The 19,610-nt window shown below is 44.2% G+C and carries 16 protein-coding genes and 1 riboswitch; of the genes, 2 read left to right on the top strand and 14 right to left on the bottom strand.

The annotated features are described in order from the left end of the window. Positions 1–40 precede the first annotated feature (40 nt). The 9 genes from JI665_RS15195 to hutG all read right to left on the bottom strand — a co-directional run bounded on the left by JI665_RS15195 (position 41) and on the right by hutG (position 9,248). The gene (locus JI665_RS15195; protein WP_206840506.1) at positions 41–271 is read right to left on the bottom strand and encodes a hypothetical protein; all 231 of its coding nucleotides are present in this window, start codon (positions 269–271) and stop codon (positions 41–43) included. 151 nt (positions 272–422) lie between these two features. After that, positions 423–506, bottom strand: a riboswitch (cyclic di-GMP riboswitch). Positions 507–675: 169 nt separating this feature from the next. Continuing rightward, positions 676–2,136, bottom strand: a complete 1,461-nt coding sequence (locus tag JI665_RS15200; protein WP_206840508.1) for an aldehyde dehydrogenase family protein — start codon at positions 2,134–2,136, stop codon at positions 676–678. After that, positions 2,137–2,877, bottom strand: coding sequence for an SDR family NAD(P)-dependent oxidoreductase (locus JI665_RS15205; RefSeq protein WP_206840509.1), 741 nt, complete (start codon positions 2,875–2,877; stop codon positions 2,137–2,139). 2 nt (positions 2,878–2,879) lie between these two features. Then, on the bottom strand, positions 2,880–3,962 hold the full coding sequence (locus JI665_RS15210; RefSeq protein WP_206840511.1) for a tartrate dehydrogenase: 1,083 nt from the start codon (positions 3,960–3,962) through the stop codon (positions 2,880–2,882). Positions 3,963–4,028: 66 nt separating this feature from the next. Beyond that, positions 4,029–5,297 (bottom strand): TRAP transporter large permease, encoded by a 1,269-nt coding sequence (locus tag JI665_RS15215; RefSeq protein ID WP_206840513.1) that lies wholly within the window; start codon positions 5,295–5,297, stop codon positions 4,029–4,031. Next, positions 5,297–5,776 carry a TRAP transporter small permease gene (locus JI665_RS15220; protein WP_206840514.1) on the bottom strand — a complete coding sequence of 160 codons (480 nt, stop codon included), beginning with the start codon at positions 5,774–5,776 and terminating at the stop codon, positions 5,297–5,299. Before JI665_RS15220 ends, JI665_RS15215 begins: the two co-directional genes overlap by 1 nt. A 74-nt stretch (positions 5,777–5,850) precedes the next feature. After that, entirely contained in the window at positions 5,851–6,885 is a 1,035-nt protein-coding gene (locus tag JI665_RS15225) for a TRAP transporter substrate-binding protein (RefSeq protein WP_206840516.1), read from the bottom strand. A 179-nt stretch (positions 6,886–7,064) separates the two neighbouring features. Then, complete coding sequence (gene gltS / locus JI665_RS15230; protein ID WP_206840518.1) at positions 7,065–8,273, bottom strand: sodium/glutamate symporter; 1,209 nt, start codon at positions 8,271–8,273, stop codon at positions 7,065–7,067. A gap of 15 nt (positions 8,274–8,288) precedes the next feature. Continuing rightward, on the bottom strand, positions 8,289–9,248 hold the full coding sequence (gene hutG, locus JI665_RS15235; RefSeq protein WP_206840520.1) for a formimidoylglutamase: 960 nt from the start codon (positions 9,246–9,248) through the stop codon (positions 8,289–8,291). 129 nt (positions 9,249–9,377) lie between these two features. On the opposite strand from hutG, the gene JI665_RS15240 reads away from it, so the two are divergent. Both JI665_RS15240 and JI665_RS15245 read left to right on the top strand, forming a co-directional pair. Then, the gene (locus JI665_RS15240; RefSeq protein WP_206840522.1) at positions 9,378–10,259 is read left to right on the top strand and encodes a LysR family transcriptional regulator; all 882 of its coding nucleotides are present in this window, start codon (positions 9,378–9,380) and stop codon (positions 10,257–10,259) included. A 141-nt stretch (positions 10,260–10,400) separates the two neighbouring features. After that, on the top strand, positions 10,401–11,822 hold the full coding sequence (locus JI665_RS15245) for a YfcC family protein (protein ID WP_244671213.1): 1,422 nt from the start codon (positions 10,401–10,403) through the stop codon (positions 11,820–11,822). 152 nt (positions 11,823–11,974) lie between these two features. Here the strand turns inward: JI665_RS15245 and JI665_RS15250 are convergent, their stop codons facing one another. The 5 genes from JI665_RS15250 to argH form a co-directional block, all read right to left on the bottom strand. Further along, positions 11,975–13,981, bottom strand: coding sequence for a penicillin-binding transpeptidase domain-containing protein (locus JI665_RS15250; protein ID WP_206840523.1), 2,007 nt, complete (start codon positions 13,979–13,981; stop codon positions 11,975–11,977). A gap of 128 nt (positions 13,982–14,109) precedes the next feature. Further along, the gene (locus tag JI665_RS15255) at positions 14,110–15,372 is read right to left on the bottom strand and encodes a PTS ascorbate transporter subunit IIC (RefSeq protein WP_048009154.1); all 1,263 of its coding nucleotides are present in this window, start codon (positions 15,370–15,372) and stop codon (positions 14,110–14,112) included. A 122-nt stretch (positions 15,373–15,494) separates the two neighbouring features. After that, positions 15,495–15,764 carry a PTS sugar transporter subunit IIB gene (locus JI665_RS15260; RefSeq protein WP_009332100.1) on the bottom strand — a complete coding sequence of 90 codons (270 nt, stop codon included), beginning with the start codon at positions 15,762–15,764 and terminating at the stop codon, positions 15,495–15,497. Between the two features lie 13 nt (positions 15,765–15,777). Then, on the bottom strand, positions 15,778–17,895 hold the full coding sequence (locus JI665_RS15265) for a BglG family transcription antiterminator (protein WP_206840525.1): 2,118 nt from the start codon (positions 17,893–17,895) through the stop codon (positions 15,778–15,780). Between the two features lie 222 nt (positions 17,896–18,117). Beyond that, positions 18,118–19,608: an argininosuccinate lyase gene (gene argH / locus JI665_RS15270; RefSeq protein WP_206840528.1), complete on the bottom strand. Its 1,491-nt coding sequence runs from the start codon at positions 19,606–19,608 to the stop codon at positions 18,118–18,120. Positions 19,609–19,610 lie beyond the last annotated feature (2 nt).

The raw sequence follows: 19,610 nt of genomic DNA on the forward strand, positions 1-19,610 counted from the left end.
TTTCAGGAAGATAAAACTGGAGCGTTAGAAGTAAACCTCATTACACAGCGGCTGCCTTTCCCCGTGTCATCCTGCCACATGCTTCAGAAAGGTTCTTCAGGCATTCCTGCCTTAATCTTTCATGGCAAGAGAAGTCATACAGCAATTCATTTTCAAGCTTGGATGTAATCATTTTCAGCTTTTCACGTTTAGACTTCTTTAAGCGATTATTTGCCAGATACGCTTTAATCTCCTTTTCAAAGTATTCCACCGTTCCAAATATTACACTCAATAAATTCTCCTCCTATTATTAGATTTTTCAGTCATTATTCCGTTTCCCTATCTAAACATTAACAAACCTCTAAACAGAAAGAGGCCTGCCAAAGGGCAGACCTGATGCTTGGTTACAATGAGTTTGAGATCTATTTATAGCTCCCAATTACACCTGCAACCCGACTATCATAGTCCATGACCTTAGACTCGTGGCTTTGCGTCCTTACTTTTCAATAAGTTTGCCGATTATCCAGTTTTGTTACTTTAATAATAAGACTTTTATTCTAGTTAATTCAATATTTTTTATTAAATTCCACTAACAATAGTTATTAAGACTCATTACCTGCCGAAAGTTAACTCCTCTACAATCATGCTGAAAAAAAAGGATACAGACGAGATTCGTCCGTACCCTTAAAAAACAGATTAATATTTCAGCGCAACATTCTTCACTTGCGTATAATTACGCAGAGCCTCCAATCCTTTTTCCCTGCCAAATCCGCTATGCTTGTACCCGCCAAATGGCTGAGTGATGCCCCCGCCAGCTCCGTAGTGATTAATAAAGACCTGGCCGCATTCCAGCAAGCTGGCAACACGGTGGGCGCGTCCGGCATTTTCTGTCCAGACGCCTGCCACAAGGCCATATGGCGTGCCGTTGGCGATTTCGATGGCTTCTTCTTCGGTTTCAAATGTGGTGACCGTGAGAACCGGCCCGAAGATTTCCTCCTGGGCGAGGCAGTGGTCTGCCGGAACATTATCGAAAATAGTTGGCTGCAGGTAATATCCTGATTCGCAGCCATCGACCTGCTGGCGTTTTCCTCCTGTTGCCACTCGAATTCCATCGTCCTCAGCCAGCTGCAGGAATCCTTGAATCCGTTCATACTGCTTTTGATTTAAGACCGGCCCCAAATCCGGATTGCCGAGCCCCTGCCCAATAGTCAGCTTTTCCATCGCAGCTGCCAGCTTTTGCACAAATTTATCCTTGATTGATTTTTCGATGACCAGACGTGAGCCGGCGGAACAGGTCTGGCCTGCATTTTGAACAATGGATTTCAGCACCCATTCCAGTGCTTTTTCTTCATCACAGTCAGCGAAAACCACATTCGGTGATTTGCCCCCAAGTTCCAGCGTAACTGGTATGATATTTTTGGCGGCAGTCTCCATGACTCTCTTACCGGTTTCAACAGAACCCGTGAACGTCACATGGTTCACACCAGGGTGGGCGGATAAGGCGGCACCAGCTTCATGGCCATAGCCTGTTACGACATTAATAATCCCTTTCGGCACACTAAGACTCTCCATTAATTCAACGAGTTTCAAAGTGGATAGCGGCGTATCCTCAGCCGGCTTCAACACCGCCGCATTGCCGGTTGCAATCGAAACCGCAATGCTTCGTGCTGCAATTTGCAGAGGATAATTCCATGGAATTATGTGGCCTGCAACTCCTATCGGTTCGCGCACAGTGTAGTCAATGATGCCCCGCTCTACAGGAATTGTTTCGCCCATGATTTTATCTGCCACCCCTGCGTAAAATTCAAAATAGCGGGCAGCAATTTCAACGTCTATTTCAGCCTGGGCAAGCGGTTTTCCAACATTCAGCGTTTCCAGCCTGGCTAGTTCGTCTTTATTCCCGCGAATGATATCAGCGACTTTAAATAGCAGCCTTCCCCGGTTATAAGCCTGCAGGGACTTCCACTCTTCCGAACGAAATGCCTTTTTTGCCGCTTCGACCGCCTGGTCCACTTCCTTCTGACCCCCGCGCGGCACCAAAGCCAGAATGGAACCGTCTGCCGGATTTTTCACTTCTATTAACTTGTTTTCATCCGGAACATGCCATTCCCCATCAATATAGCAGCCTTGGATCTGTACATCAGTTGCTTCCCTCATTTAAATACCCCTTCCTCCATCGACATTCAGGACAGAACCTGTCACAATCGCAGACTCATTTGAACATAAGTAAACAAGTGAATTCGCGATATCAATTGGCTGGATCAGCCTGCCTAATGGAACACTCTTTTTAAATACGGTATCCTTCGTTGCTTCAATGTCTGCATCCTTTGCCGTAAACTGGCCGAGCATCCCTGTGTCAGCCGGACCTGGATTGACAACGTTGACGCGAATGCCATATCCAGCAAGCTCAATTGCGAGTGCCTGGGAAAAAGAAACCGCTGCCCCTTTAGACGCGATATAGGCATTCAAGCCCGGCCGTGGACGCACCATGGAGATTGATGCGATATTAACAATGACACCCTCTCCCTGTTTTTTCATATATGGGACTGCTTCACGGCATGTGAGGAACAGAGATGTTGCGTTGACTCCCATGATTTTTTCCCAATCGGCCAAAGTCACTTCTTCAATTGGCGCTGCCGGCTGGGCAATGCCTGCAATATTGACGAGACCGCTGATTTTTCCGAAGGATTCATTTGCTTCTGAAAATATTCTTTCCACATCTTCTTCCTTTGTTAAATCACCTGCAACTGGCAGAAGACGGTCCGTCTTTTCAATTCCGTCTACATTTAAATCGACAGCTGCCACATAGGCGCCTTCTTCCAAAAAACGTTTCACCGTTTCTTTACCCATGCCGCCTTTTGCACCGGTAACAACAAATACTTCATCTTGTAATCTCATTTTTATAAGCCTTCTTTCACTAGTAGTTTCTGCTGTAAAGCCTCGCTAATGGCAGATCCCATTTCACTTGTTGTAGAAGTTCCGCCTAAATCAGGTGTCCGCACAGCGCCTTCAAGCAGAACTTGTTCAATGGCTTCGATGATAGCCTCAGCCAGATCCGCTCTTCCAAGATGCTCCAGCGTCAATGCTGCCGACCAGATTTGCGCAATAGGGTTAGCAATTCCCTGTCCGGCAATATCAGGTGCCGATCCATGAACCGGCTCAAACATCGATGGGAAGTCTCCTTCCGGATTCAGGTTGGCTGATGGAGACAGACCAAGTCCGCCAACTACTGCAGATCCGAGGTCGCTTAAAATATCGCCGAACAAGTTGGAAGCCACCACAACTTCAAAGTCCGCTGGCCTTGCAACAAAGTAAGCAGCCAGAGCATCAATATAATAACTATCCAGACTAATAGAAGGATACTCTTCTGCTGCCGTACGAACTGCCTCATCCCATAGCTTCATGGAATGGATGATCGCATTCGACTTTGTAGCACTTGTAACGGATTTTTTTCCGTGCTTTTTTGCGTATTCAAACGCGAACTTCGCTGCTTTCGCTGTCCCGGTACGCGTAATAATCGTGTTCTGAACCGCCACTTCCTCTTCAAGCCCCGGATATAGCCGGCCGCCGCTATTGGAGTATTCTCCCTCCGCATTTTCACGGACGATGACAAAATCAATGTCTTCTCCCACAAAGCGGGAAGGCACTCCCTTCAGCATTTTGACCGGCCTCAAATTTATGTACTGTCTGAATTGCTTCCGGATTGGCATGATCAGTTCCCAGACGGTTACATCGTCCGGAACCCTTTTATCTCCAATCGCACCGAAAAGAATTGCATCATATCTTTTCAGCGTTTCCAATGAGTTTTCCGGCATCATTTTTCCATGCTGCAGATAGTACTCACTGCCCCAGTCAAAGGTTTCAAACTCCAGATCAAAGTTAGGATCCAAATTTTTCAATATTCCTAATACCTTAACGGCTTCATTTACGACCTCAGGTCCGATTCCGTCACCAGGCAGTACTGCTATACGATGTATTGCCATTAACTAAGCACCTCTTCCATTTCACAATCTATATTTATTCCAAATGTTACTGCCTCTATTTCGCCATTATTTATCCAGTAAAAATAAGCTGATGGAAGGCATAAAGCTTAAAATTAGGACATCAATAATCAGCACAATAATGAATGGCATAATCGCCCGGACAATATGCTCCAGTCTGATTTTGGCTATATTGGATGCAACAAACAGGTTAATCCCGACTGGCGGCGTAATCATGCCAATCGCCAGGTTGACAACCATGATGACCCCGAAATGCACCAGGTCCATTCCAGCCGCTGATGCAATCGGCACAAGAATTGGCGCCATGATAACTATTGCGGCGGATGTCTCCAGGAATGTTCCGACAATCAGGAGAATGACATTAATAATGATTAAAATCATGACAGAATTCGTTGTAATCCCGAGCATCCCTTCCGAGATTTGTGCAGGAATTTGCTCCCTGGTTAACAGGAATCCGAAGATTGACGCACAGGAAATGATGAATAATATAACCGAGGAAGTGACGGCTGAGGAAATGAAAATTTCCGGCAGGTCCTTCCACTTGATTTCCCGATAGATTAAGAGACCGACGATTAAGCCATACACTACGGCAACAACAGATCCTTCTGTTGGTGTAAAAATACCGCCGTATATGCCGCCAAGTATGATCACCGGCATTAAAATAGCTAAAATTGCGCTCTTGAAAGCAGAAGCCACTTCTTTCAAAGAGCTCTTTTCTTCCTTGCCGTAGCCTCTTTTACGAGAGATAAAATATGCTACGAGAATAAGAGAAATCCCAACGAAGATCCCTGGCATAATACCTGCAATAAACAGGTCGCCTATTGAAGCCCCTGCGATAACTCCGAATAAAATCAGCGGAACACTAGGCGGAATCATAACTCCAATGGTACCGCCGGCAGCCTGAATAGCGGTTGAAAAGCTCTTATCGTAGCCGCGCTTCACCATTGCCGGAATCAAAATGCTTCCGACAGCAGCTGTAGTGGCCGCTGCAGATCCGGAAATAGCTGCGAAAAACATACACGTTACAATCGATACCATTGCCAAACCGCCATGCAGGCTGCCAACCAGTGTACTGGAAAAATTAATTAAGCGCTTTGAAATCCCGCCAGATTCCATCAGCTTCCCAGCCAGTATGAAAAACGGAACAGCCATGAGTGTAAAGGAATCAGTTGAAGTAAACATCTTTTGCACGATAACCATTAATGGAACATTGTCCTGAATCATTAACACAAGCATGGAAGCGAGCCCTAGAGCTACCGCAACCGGAACATTAATCAGGAAAAGCACCAGCAGCAATCCGAATAATAGCCATGCCATCAGCTGCTCGCCTCCTTTCCCCATTCTGAAACGGTTATGTAAAGCAGATTAATGACAAATAAAACACTTGAAATCGGTATGACCGTATAAACAATCCCCATTGGCAGCTGCAGGGCCGGAGAGGTCTGCATCATGCTTCGCTCGATAAAAACGAATGAGTTGACGATTATCTGATAAAAGAAGAACACAACTAAAACTGTCGATAAAAGCAGCATCACTTTTCTCACCGCCTGATTGGCTTTTTCAAAAAGCAGCTCGATGCTTGGATGCGCTTTGACACTAACGGCATAGCCAGCGCCCAAAAAGGTGATCCAAACAAGCAGGTAACGCGACAATTCCTCTGTCCATGCAAGCGGCTGATCAAGCACAAACCGGAAAAGCACCTGCAGGAAAACCACAATAACCATAAAGAAAAATAGAAGGATCAGTACCCATTTAATGAAAGCATTCAATGAATCTACTAATTTTTTAACCACCATAGATTCCCCTTATGTGTAAAAAACCTGGTCTGTGCCGGCATCTCTAATCCGGCACTCGCCAAGTTCTCCTTTTATTATTTTGTGTTTAAAATGGCGTCAAGCTTTTCCTTGCCAAATTGGGATTCATATTTTTCATATACAGGCTGGATGGCTTCGCGGAAAGGAGTGACGTCCACTTCCTCAACGATTTCCATTCCCTGCTCTTTCAAAACCTTTAAGGATTCTTCATCAGACTTTGTGATCAGATCACGGATTTGGTCACCGGCCTTTTTCGATTCCTCCCGCAGGATATCTTGATATTCCGCTGGAAGCGTATCCCATACAGATTTACTGAACATAATTACAGCCGGTGAATACAGGTGGCCGGTTAATGTCATGTATTTCTGGTTTGCTTCATAAAGCTTGTACGTATCAGCTACGACGATTGGGTTTTCCTGAGCGTCAACCACCCCTTGCTGAAGAGCTGTTAATGCTTCAGTCCACGCCATTGGAGTCGGCTTTGCACCCAATGCATTAAACGCGTCAAGGTGGATAGGATTCTCCTGCGTACGGATCTTTAAGCCTTTTAGATCTTCAGGCTTATTGATTGGCTTCTTGGCATTTGTAATATGGCGGAAACCATTTTCACCCCACGCCAGGCCAACAATCCCTACATCTTCCATCCCTTTTAAAAGCTCCTGCCCAATTTCCCCATCAAGAATCTTGTAAGCGTGTTCACGTGATTCAAATAAAAAAGGCATGTCCACGATACCAATTTCCGGATAGAAGTTTGCAATTGGTGCTGTGGATGAAACAGACATATCAGCAGTTCCAAGGGTAAGGGCCTCAGTCAGTTCTCTCTCTGCTCCAAGCTGTGACAGCGGGAACACTTCAATCTTTACCTTGCCTTCCGTGCGCTTCTCGACATTCTTAGCAAGCTCCATTAATCCAATATGATACGGATGATCCTCTGTTAAAGAGTGGCCCGCTTTCAAACTAAATGTTTTTCCATCATCTTTTTCTGCTGATTCGCCATCAGCTCCGGCCGAACTGGAACCACCTCCTCCGCAAGCTGACAAAATCAGACTAAGTACCAGCATTGGCACTAACCACAAAAATCTTTTTCTCATCTCTCTAAATCCCCCTTTATTTTTAAAAATATTAGAATATACAGGCAATTATAACACCTTTTATGCTTTTATGCGGTAAATTATATGTGAATTTTCCCAAAATTATATCTTTTTTATTCCTTCAATTTTTGTCGAAAAAATAAACCAGGAGCTGAATTTGCTTCAGCCCCCAGTTTTTATTATTTTAATAAATTAATGCTTGTAATAATGATTGGCATGGCGAATACATCGATAAGGAACGCTCCAACAATTGGCACAATTAGAAAGGCTTTTGGGGATGGACCAAAGCGTTCAGTAATGGCACCCATATTGGCCATTGCATTCGGAGTAGCTCCTAGGCCATGACCAGTGAAGCCTCCCACCATAACAGCAGCATCATAATCTTTACCCAGTAACTTAAATAGAACAAATACTCCTGCAGCCACAATGAATACAACTTGGATTAACACAATAATTAACATTGGAAGTGCTAAACCCGCCACTTCCCAAAGCTTAATGCTCATTAATGCCATGGAAAGGAAAATGCCAAGCGTTACATCACCAATTAAGCTAATACCTTTCATATCCACAATGCTTTTATTAAAGCTATCCAGAATATTCCTGACGATAACGGCTACAAACATTGCCCCAACATAGCTGGGAAGTACAAAGCCAGTAACGCTGGAGAATAGCTCACCCAAATAGGAACCTGCAGCCATACAAAAAGTTATGATTAAGATCTGCACCATAAATTGTTGGGAATTGAAGTCAAAGGCAGATCTCCTCGTTGCGTCTTCATTAGCCGCTGCAGCCTCTACTGATGCATCAGCTTCTGATGGATTTAATTTGTACTTCGTAATAAGAAATTTAACTGTAGGTCCTCCGACCAAGCCCCCAGCAATTAACCCAAATGTAGCTGCTGCAAGGCCCACTGAAAGAGCAGAGTTTACTCCTAATTCCTCAATGGTTCCGCCAAATGCAGTGGCAGCTCCATGCCCCCCTTCCATGGACACAGCACCAACCATTACTCCTAATAAAGGGTCAAGCCCCAACACACTGGCCAGAGAAATTCCAATAACACTCTGGCATAATGCCAATACCCCGCATGCAAGCCAATATATAACCAGCAGTTTCCCGCCGAGCTTTACCAACTGAAAGCTCGCTCCCAGCCCGACCGTCGTGAAGAAGGCCAGCATGAATAAACCCTGCAGTGAAGTATCTAATGTTATTATTACAAGCCCTGTCTGTTTTAATATTGTTACTAAAATAGCAAATAACAAACCGCCAACCACTGGTGCAGGAATGCAAAACCGTCTTAATAATGAAACTTTATTAATCAGGAATCCTCCGCCTATGAGTAAAGCAACCGCCAAAAAGATGGTGGTAACATTATTTAATGCCAATTCCATATTATACCTCCTAGATTATTTATGAAAATTCATTAGTCCTTCCTTTATGAAATGTGCTGCTAATGCAATTGTTTTATTTCCATTATCAAAATCAGGATTCACTTCACACACATCAAAGGAAATCGTTTTCTCCTTTGAAACAATATACCTTACTAACTCCCGCACTTTTTTCGGTTCAAGTCCAAATGGGGAAGGCGCACTTACTCCAGGAGCAAAAGAAGAATTAATGACATCTGTACATAAAGTGAGAATAAGATTGTCATATTTTGCAGCAAAATCGTCCAGCTGCTTTAAGACACCAGAAGGATCTGGGGCTGACAGCTGCTCCTCTACTATGTAACTCACATTATACTTGCGGGCTGTCTCAAATAAGGCTGCCGTGTTTCCCAGCTTTTGAATGCCAGCGGCTAAGTATCCGCAATTTTGATCCTGATCCAAAATCTGCTTAAACATCGTACCGGAGGAAGGCTGCTGCTCGTACTGCCTCATATCAAAATGTGCATCAATATTAATGATTCCAATACGCGCATCAGTTCCTAAGTACTCCCTGGCCCCGAGATAGTGGCCATAAAAGGTCTCATGTCCGCCGCCTATAATGAAAGGAGTTACTCCTTTTTTTAATAGAAAGGAAACGGCTTTTCCGAGCTCAGCCTGAGCCTCTTCCATGTTTCCCCCAATACATTCAATATCTCCTGCATCAAACACTTTTGCATTCATCGGCAGGTGCCAGGGGAGTTTTGCCATAGCCCGCCTAACTTCTTCCGGTGCTTTTGCCGCTCCTCTCCTGCCCTGATTCCTTCTAACTCCTTCATCACACTTAAAGCCAATTAGGCCAAACGATTTGCCAGTTCCCGCTTCCTTAGTTTCAGCAGTTAGATCTAGCAATTTTACCTGCTGATGAACCCGATAACTTAGAGGGTCTGTTTCACTATCAATTCTTCCGCACCAATGATTCCCCGAAGGCTTAATATACATAATTCCTCCTGCTGTTTATTAATTCTGAATTTTTATCCTATAAAAAGTATATTTAAGTTAATATATAATTACCAATATCAAATTTATATATATTAATAGTTTTTAGCTATAAATGAGAGGTGTATACAATTGGATCTTCGGCAGCTTCGTTATTTTACTACCGTGGTACAGGAAAAAAATTTCTCTAAAGCAGCTGGAATACTTCATATTTCCCAGCCTTCTTTAAGCAGCAGCATTATGAAATTAGAAAATGAAATTGGGATTCAGCTTTTGGAAAGGAACACGAGAAGCCTCACTCTTACCGAATCAGGAGAAATATTCTATACACGTGCCATGGATCTTATCAAAAGGCATGAGTATATGTTAAAGGATCTCGAGGAAATTAGGCAGACAGGAAGCGGCATGATCTCAATCGGATTGATTGAGTCTTCTAAATACTGGATACCAAAAACCATAAAACAATTTAAGAAAAGGTATCCTAATATAGAAATACATTTTAAAGAACTGCTTGGCCACAAACAGGTTATAGAGTCTCTTTCCAATTATGATGTGCATATAACAATCACAAACCAGCTGATTCATAACAATGAAATAGAGGTTATTCCCATTTATATTGAAAAACTGCTCTTGGTCATGCATAAAGATGACAAGCTTAATGATCAGGTTTCCATATCATTGAAGGATCTTACGGAACACGATTTTATTATCAGCACAGCCGGCTTCCAGACGAGAGATGATGTTTTAAATGCATTTCATCATGAAAATCTTACTCCAACCATTAAATATGAAATTGAGCGTTTAGAAACAGCCTGCAGCCTGGTTGAACACGGCCTTGGAATCGCTATCCTTCCGGAAAGCTATGTTAAATATTACTCCAACCCAAATCTAGTGACCCGCTCTATTAATTCAGGGTTTCTCCAAAGGCCTGTTTATATTGCCTTTTGGAAAAATCGAAATCTAACACCGGCAGTATTTCATTTAATAGAAGAAATGCAGAGCCTTTTTGATTGAAATTTACAATGGGATCAACCTGATAAATTCTAACAATTTGAAATTTTATATATATAACTTTATAATAGACAGCAACTTCCTTTTACATGGTAATACTGTAATTGTATAAAGGAAAAAAACGAATGGAGGGATTTAAGAATATTGAAACCACAGACGACGCAAGAAACAGGATTAGAAACTAATCAGCAAAGAAAATGGGAGATGCCGGATACTTATGTCATCCTCTTCGCTGTTTTATTAATGGCAGTGGCAGCTACATACTTCGTGCCGGCAGGAGCATTCGAAAGAGAACTAGTCGATGAGGTAGAACGAGTCATACCAGGTACATATGGAGAAACAGAGGGCAATCCAACTGGCTTTATGGATATATTCCTGGCACTTCAGGAAGGAATGGTTCAGTCTGGAGGGCTGATTTTCCTTGTTCTATTTGCAGGCGGAGCCTTTGAGGTCGTGGAACGGTCAGGCGCTATTAAAGCAGGCATTTTGCGTGCCGTTACTAAGACACAGGGAAAAGAGTTTTGGCTTATTGCTATTGTATCTATCTTATTTGCATTGGGAGGAGCCGTTGGGGCAGTAGCCAATTCGGTTATCCCTTTTGTCGCCATCGGACTTATTATCACACGTGCTCTCAAGCTTGATGCGCTTGTGGCAGTTTCCATTACTTTCGGGGCTACCTTTGCCGGCTTTAATGTCGGGTTCCTGAATCCTTATACAGTTGGCATCGCGCAATCGATTGCCGATATCCCCTTATTCTCCGGAATGGCCCTACGGCTTATAGCATTTGCTGTGATTGTGGGTGTAACCATTCTCTACACCTGGCGATATGCCAAAAAGGTCCTTGCAGATCCATCTAAAAGTCTGGTCGGAGTATCCATTGAAACATCCTCTTTAGACGATAACCTTGAAGCCCCTTTTACAGCCCGGCATAAACTGATTCTCAGCTTTGTAGGGTTCTCACTGCTATTTTTTATTTTTGCCACCATTCAATTTAAATGGACTATTGATCACATGGCTGCCTTTTTTATTATTATTGGACTTATTTCAGGTGTTATTGCGGGTATGAACTATAATCAAGTTGCATTAACCTTTTTGGAAGGCTGCCAAAAGCTTGTATACGGGGCTTTAATTATTGGCGTTGCCAGAGCCATTCTTATTGTCATGGAAAACGCCAGCATCCTGGATACATTTGTTCACGCTCTGTCTATTCCTCTGGAAGGATTATCCCCCATACTGGCGACAATTGGCATGTTTGTATCCAATGCTCTTCTAAATTTCCTTGTTCCATCCGGAAGCGGGCAAGCAATGATATCCATGCCAATCCTGGCACCTTTGGCAGATATGATTGGCATCACTCGTCAAGTTGCGGTCCAAGCCTACCAGTTTGGAGATGGATTCACTAATAGTATCTTTCCGACATCCGGTCCACTCATGGCCAGCCTTGCCGTAGCAGGGGTACCTTGGATCAAATGGGCAAAATGGATGATGCCCCTCTTTCTGATTTGGTGTGTCATCGCTATTGTCATGCTGAGTATTGGGGTACTGATAAATTGGGGGCCCGTTTAAAATGAGCCGGACTTTTGCGTTCGGATTACTTTATTTTGCTATACAAAGCACTTTCTAGTACGATGGTATATGTTATTCAATCCACCCAGGCCACAAAAAAGTGTCTGCACTCTATCAGGGTACAGACACTTTCCTTACTTCTTTATTGGTTATTAAAACCGCCCTTTATGCTCCTCAAATACCTTCTTCACTTTTTCCACTACCACTTTCGATCCGCCGCTGTTTTCAACGCCCTCCATCATCATCGCAATGAGCAGCTTAGGAGACTGCGGATTGTAGGCAACGAACAGACCATTCTCCTGGCCTTTTTCATCCGCACTTTTCTTCAGCTCGGCGGTTCCGGTTTTCCCAGCCAGCGGGTAATCTTTCATATAAGCCGTACGGCCGGTTCCGCTGGGATCCTGAATGACTTTAGCCATTGCGGCTGCCACCGTATTCGCAGTTTCTTCGCTCATCACGCCTTCTTTCAGCACCTGTCCTTTTTCCTCTTCTTCCAGGAGAACAGGCTTGATCATGGAGCCTTTATTGATAAAAGGTGTATATGAAGCAGCAAGATGGACAATGCTCATTTCCACCTGGCCCTGGCCATAGCCGGAATCAGCCAGCAGGATTTCTGTGTCCAGGCCGCCAATCTTGGATTGTTCAAGCGGGAATGCGTATGGAATTTCCTCTTCAAACGCGAATTTCTTGAGCCCGGCTGAAAACTTTTCTTTTCCCAGCTCAAGGGCCTGCTGGGCAAAATAGATATTATCCGAATACATCATCGCTTTTTCAAAGTTAACCGGCCCGCCCGGATCTTTGACACGGGTGACTTTATAGCCGCCCCATGAACTGTCCTTCTGCCATTGGAGGCCGCTGACCTTAATCGTTTCATCAAGCGTTAGTGTCCCTTCTGTCAGTCCGACTGCGCCTGTCAGCGGCTTCATCACTGAACCTGGCGCATAGGTTTGCTTAAATCGCGTCAGAAGCGGCATGTCCTTATTGCCTTCAATTGCCTTCCACTCATCCGCGGTAAATCCAAGTGAAGCCTGGTTCGGGTCAAAGCTCGGGCTGCTGACGAGAGCCAGTGTATTTCCGGTAACCGGATCAATCGCTGCTGCGGTTCCCGGCTTTCCTCCCAGCTCTGTGTAGAGTGACCTCTGCAGGTTCATGTCGATGGTAAGCTGAATAGTTTCACCATTCTCTACCGGCTTTTCAGCGAGAACCACTTCAGAACCGTCTTTCTTTTGGATGCCGATTTTGATTCCGTTCGAACCCTTCAAGCGCTCCTCAAGGACCTGTTCAAGCCCTCTTTTTCCAATTATATCAGTGCTTGAATAACCTTCACGCTCTTTCATTTCATCTGCTGTAATCTGTCCAACATAACCGATTAGATGGGCTGCTGATTCACCCATAGGGTAGACTCTGCCTTTTACATCCTGTTTCAGCACGCCTTTTAGCGCAAAGACCTTGCTGAGCGTTGCCTGATCATCCGGGGATACCTTTTTAATAGGCACAAAGTAGCCCGGCTGCACCCAGCTGGCATTCAGGCTTTTATTAATCTGCTCTTCAGACATTCCCAGGGCTGAAGACAAACCTTTGATAGTCTGCTCCTTTTGATCACCCATTTGTTCTGGAACAACACCAATTTCGTATAGGGTGCCATTTAAAGCAAGCGGGTCACCTGTCCGGTCGACAATATCCCCGCGCTGTGCCGGAACAGTTGAATAACTGATTTTATCCTCCTGCCCCAGCTCCGGGAAAATATAAGTCGTATCCCAGGCAACAAACCAATTGTCTACCTCTTCCTTTTCTTCCTTCACAAGCTTGGCATCATGGGTAAATTCTATCTTGCCGGCTGCACTATCCATGCTTGCTGAAAAAGGAAAACTTGCATTTTCTTCTTTTTTATATTCCTTTTCCATATCCGGCTTGTATGCCACCTTCAGATTATTTATCTCTAAATCCTTATAAACCTTTTCATAACGGGCTGCAAAATCCTTTTTACTGATCGACTGCTTTGCATCCTTCGACAGGAATTCATACATCTTCTCAAACTCCTGCTTATTCCAGTGCTCCACATACTGCGAAAAGCGATCCTGCGGCTTAATTTCCTTATTGCATCCGCTCAAAGCGGCCAAAACCAGGACAGTAAAAACAAAATACAGAACCTTTCTCATAAATCACCCTCCCTGTTACTATATTATCATTTAATTGGAGAAATTTCCTAGTGACAGGTACCACCCGAATTTTGTCGAAATCCAAAAGGGGACCTCACATCTAAGTGAAGTCCCCAAAAGGTTATAAATTAAGAAAATAGTTTAATAAGGAAGCTCAATAAAATCCCTACTACCCCAAAGTCCGAGTCTCCAAAGGTAGTTCCTTCAAATCCAAGTGACCCAAGAACCGGAAGCAATAAGGCCGGAAGGAAAGAGATTAATAGACCGTTGGCAAATGAACCGATCATCGCTCCACGTCTGCCCCCAGTTGCATTTCCGAATACCCCTGCCGCCGCACCTGTGAAGAAGTGCGGAATCAGGCCTGGCACAATTATTTTCAGGCCGAATAATGGAAGAAGGAACATGGAAAGCAAGCCAGCTACGAAGCTGAATAGGAATCCGATAATAACTGCATTTGGAGCAAAAGGGAACACTGCCGGGCAATCAAGGGCAGGCTTCGCATCTTTTACCACCTTATCAGCGATTCCTTTAAAAGCTGGAACGATTTCTGCAATCAGCATCCGCACACCGGCAAGGACCACATATACACCAGCTGCAAAGGTAATGGCCTGCATGAGCGAGAATACAAGGAAGTTAACTCCGCCGCTCAATTCAGATTCTACATAGCCTTTTCCGGCGATCGGCGCCACAACCAGGAAGAGAATCGTCATTGTCAGAGACATCGCAACCGAAGTATCGCGCAGGAATCCAAGTGATTTTGGCACTTTGATATCCTCCGTCGATTTGGATTTATCCCCTACACGCTTTCCAATAAAGCCGGAAACAAAGTAGCCGAAAGATCCAAAGTGGCCGACCGCTATGCTGTCATTGCCAGTGATCTCGCGTACATACGGCTGGACAAGCGCAGGCATGAATACCATTAATAGTCCCAGAATAATAGACCCGATAATGATCAGCGGAAGCCCTGTCACTCCGCCGGTTGCAAATACTGCTGAAATCAGGCAGGCCATGAATAAAGTATGATGGCCGGTTAGGAAAATATATTTAAACGGTGTAAAACGGGCAATTATTATGTTCATGACCATCCCGAAAAGCATGATCATCGCGGTTTCCTTCCCAAATGTCTGCTGGGCGATCGCAACGATGGCTTCGTTGTTCGGAATAACGCCCTGAATATGAAAGGCTTTTTCAAACATTTTTCCGAAAATATCAAGTGAACCTATTAAGATGCTTGCTCCTCCATTGAGGATGAGAAAACCCATGATCGTTTTAAGCGTGCCTGATATAACATCAGCAATTCCCTTCTTCTGCAAAAGCAAGCCAAACAAGGCGAATAAACCAACCAGGATGGCGGGCGTGCCCAATATATCATTCATGATGAAATCAAACATGTTTACCCCTCCTTTTTAAATCCTCTGTATCTATCTTTCATCTAACCAGTTTACAGGTTATAATGTATTTGTTCTTTTTATTTTTCAGCGGGCGAGTCTATCGCCTGCTCTTTTTTTCTCTATTATGATAAATGTGATTCCAATGCGGCTTTTAGCTCGTTCTGGTCAAGGATGTTTGTCAGACCAATGATTGTTCTTGTTCCGTCATCCAAAGTGGAAATCAGGTCTTTAGATCCCAGATAGATATCCGCTTTTTCAGATTTAGCCGTTGTTAAATCGGTATGTGAAACGTCTGCTTCCACTCCCAGCTGGCTTAAAACTGTTTTCACATTCATTTCTACGATAAAGCTGCTTCCAAGTCCGTTTCCGCATACTACCAGAATTTTTTTCATTTTTATTTCCTCCTTAGTCTTGTGAATATTGATTAATAATTTCTATTACGCCAGCTGCTGTATCCACATTCTGCAGCTTTTCAAGGTTATCGCTGTCAGACAGCATTTTGGAAAGCTGGGATAATGCTTTTAAATGGGTTTCATTATCGATGGCTGCCAGCACAAAGAATAATCTTACCTGATGCTCCGGCTTTTCCGAAAAAGCACAGCTTTCCTTTAATTGCAGGAAGCTCATTCCCAGCTTGTTCACGCCAGCTTCAGGGCGGGCATGAGGAAGGGCAATTCCAGGCGCGATGACGATATATGGTCCCATTTCATTTACGTTTTCAATCATGGCATCAATGTAATTCCGGCTGATGGATTGATCGGCCAATAACGGCTGTGACGCCATTTGCAGTGCTTCCTGCCAGCTTGCAGCCGAATCTGCAAATTGAATTTTATCGGCGGTTAAAACTTCATTTAACATTGGCTTTTGGTCCACCTCACTTTTGGCTTCTTTATTCGATTGATGGTAGGCTTTCAATTCCTGGATCAGCATGCTTTCGTCTTTTATATCTGCATGCTTCCGGATAATGTCCATCAATGCCTCTATGTTTTCTGATTTCGGCCTTTTTTCTGATGCCTGAACCTGCTTAAGCAGAGATTCCTTCTCGGACGGGTTAAGAATCGGATTTACAATAAACACCGGTACATTTTTCCGGGATACTGGCGTGGTCGAAATGACAAAGTCCAAATCAGCCAGGGACGCTTTCTCATATTCACGGACGGTGTATACATTCGCCACATCGACAAACGGCATGAGATCTTCAATTTGCTTCTGCAGGATTCGGGACGTACCGATTCCGCTGGCACACACCACAGCCGCTTTTTTGCGGGCTTCCACCCTTACACCTTCTTTATCAATCCAGCCTCCAAAGTGCATCGCAATATAGGCCGCTTCATCATCCGATACTTTCTTCCCAAGTACGTACTCAAAATGATGAACCACTTTTTTGGTTAGTATAAACAGATCCTGATAAGAATCCTGTACAGATTTGGATAATGGATTCTCCAGTTCAATCCCATACTTGATTCGGAAATAAGCCGGTTTTAAATGAATCAATAAATTCCGTTCAAGATCCTTCCGATTTTGAAAAAACACACAGGCATATTTTTGAAAATCATCGACCATTCTTACTGCCATTGATTTGAGGATATCAAGGTCCTGATTTTCCAGCTCATGTGTATCATAGTCGCTTATTTTCGCACCTAACAGGTAGGTTGCAAGATAGCAGGCTTCATCGTCAGGAACCTCAAGCTGGAAACCGCTTTCAATTTTCCTGCAAATAAATCGAGCAGCATTGTACTCTTTCGTTTCTTTAATGACCTGTTTTTCAACAGGATCCATCTTAATGTATTTCCCCTGGTTAAACCTTTTGATGAGCATAAATATATGGGCGCTTAGCGTCTCCATCACTTCATCTGTGTAATGAACACCGGAATAGGATTCACTTTCATTCAGAATCTCATAGATCGTTTCTAAATCCGTACGCTGAAACATTTCTGGCGACAGGCCCGGCGTGTCCTGGATGGTTAACTGAACTTCGGATAATAAATCGTTCCACCCTCGATTGGTTAAAACCTGTGTTAAGCAGTAAATCAGCATTTTCCGTTTATCCTGCTCATCGCCGGCAATATAGTAGCCAGAAGGTTTATGGAAATTCAACTGAACCTTAAACTGGTTAAGCTGCTTTTTTAATTCCTTGATATCTGCCAGAAGCGTACTCCTGCTGACACCCAGCTTATCCATCAGATCCTGCAGATAAATGGTTTTCTCGCGGGTCAGGATGAGGATGGCAGTCCAGGCCATTCTTTCTTTTCGTGAAAACTCATAACCGGCAGCTTTATCAAATGAATGCAGCCGCTGTTTAATCTGCCGCTTTTCTTCTTCATCGAGAAAAAATCCAGCAGCCCGGACATACTTCAGCTCATCTAAACCCTGGTTTTTCAGCCAGCTATTAATTTTTTCAACATCATAATAAACAGTCCGCTTGGAAATCTGTAATTCTTCCATTAGCTCCTGCGGAGAAACATGTGAAGGCGCATGGACCATTTTCGTCAAAATCGCCATGCAGCGCTGGTCAAGAATCATCGGGAGCGCTCCTCCTTTAACTGATTCTAAATAGTAAGTTTGCAAAAAGTCAGACTCTAAATTCATCGAATTGTCTGCTTAATAGGTATTATACTCCTGTATTACAGAAAATGAAGTCCGAATTCTGTAAGGGTGTTTTTGCAAGAGTTGGACTCATATTAGCGGGACAATAAAAAAAGCGAACTCGCAATTGGCGAATTTCGCTTTTAAAAAAAACACTAGTCAAAACCTAAAGTTAATCAAATTCTCCCGCTTCTCCTTAAGCCCTCTCACAGTCCCCTCATAGCTCAGCAGATCCCCTGTGAGGGTTTCATTCCGATCCTTGATCATTCTCGAGACCTCATCCGGATTCGGTCCTCCCTGGAGGCTGCGGATCTGCACAAAGTATTCAGGAGAGATGATTTTCTTCCACTCCTCCTCTGTCAGGGAAACGGGAACATATCCCCGAATGACTTCATTTACATCCTCCACTTTCCAGTCGCACAGCTCTTTCTGTTCTTTCACGGTTTGTTTCGAAATATAGCTGGCAATGGAGTGGGCCTTCCGGAATGGGATGCTATAGTCTCTTGCCAGGGTGTCGGCCAATTCTGTGATCGTGATGCACGACTTTTTTGCCATTTCTTTCGCATGGTCTTTATTGACTTTTAATGTGGCAATCACGGCATACATCAGCTTTAATACCCGATTCGCATTCGTAAAAGAACGGTACAGATGGGGCTGCAGGTCGTCTTCCGTATCAACGATATCGCCGAATGGCGTGTTATGAACCATGTTCATGGCTGCATATGCTTCACCGTAGGCGCTGCTCGCAATGGACCTGGAATGCTCAATGGAAACCGGGTTCCTTTTTTGAGGCATAATGCTGCTCACCTGCACGTAAGGATCCGCCACCTGGAAGGTGCCAAACTCTCTTGTTACATGCTGAAGGAAATCCTGAATCCATCTGCCTGTATTCACCATGCAGGTCATAAGGGCGGATGACGTCTCCAGCAGGTAATCGGCTCCCGCAATCGAGTCATACGAGTTTTCAATAATTCCTTCAAACCCCAGTAAGTCACGGGTGCGATCCCTGCAAATCGGAAAGCCGGTCGTAGTAAGGGCAGCTGCACCCAGCGAGGATTTGTTAACGGTTTTATAGGCAGCCCACAGCCGTTTAATATCCCTCTGGAGGACATCATAGACAGCGAGTAGATAATGCCCTAAAGTGGTCGGCTGGGCCGGCTGTGTATGGGTATAGCCGGTCATATAGGTTTCATTATGCTCTTCAGCCTGCTCCAGCAATGCCTCACTAAGCTGATAGGCACTTCCCAGAAGCTGCAGCAGATGTTCTCTTAGGACCAGTCTGTACATGGCAATGCCCATATCATTCCGGCTCCGGGCAATATGGATTTTCCCGGCCAATTCATCGCCGATCACTTCTCCAATTTTCGCTTCCATCATAAAGAAGAGATCTTCAAATTGAGGCTGATACGATATTGAACCGGTATCTGACATGGCCACTTTATTGATGCCTTCCAGCATGGTTTTTGCTTCTTCTTCAGGAATGATCCCCTTTTCCGCCAGCATGATCACATGTGCCCGGTGAATATCGAACATGACATGGAACAGATAGTCCCGCTGATCATTAAAAACGGGCATCAGCAGTTCTTCTGCATATGTTTTGCCGGGAAAGGCATGGCCTTCATTTTTAATAAACTCTTCTAATTTGCTCATCT

The organism is Bacillus sp. NTK034, assembly GCF_017303275.1.
Classification (GTDB): Bacteria; Bacillota; Bacilli; order Bacillales; family Cytobacillaceae; genus Cytobacillus.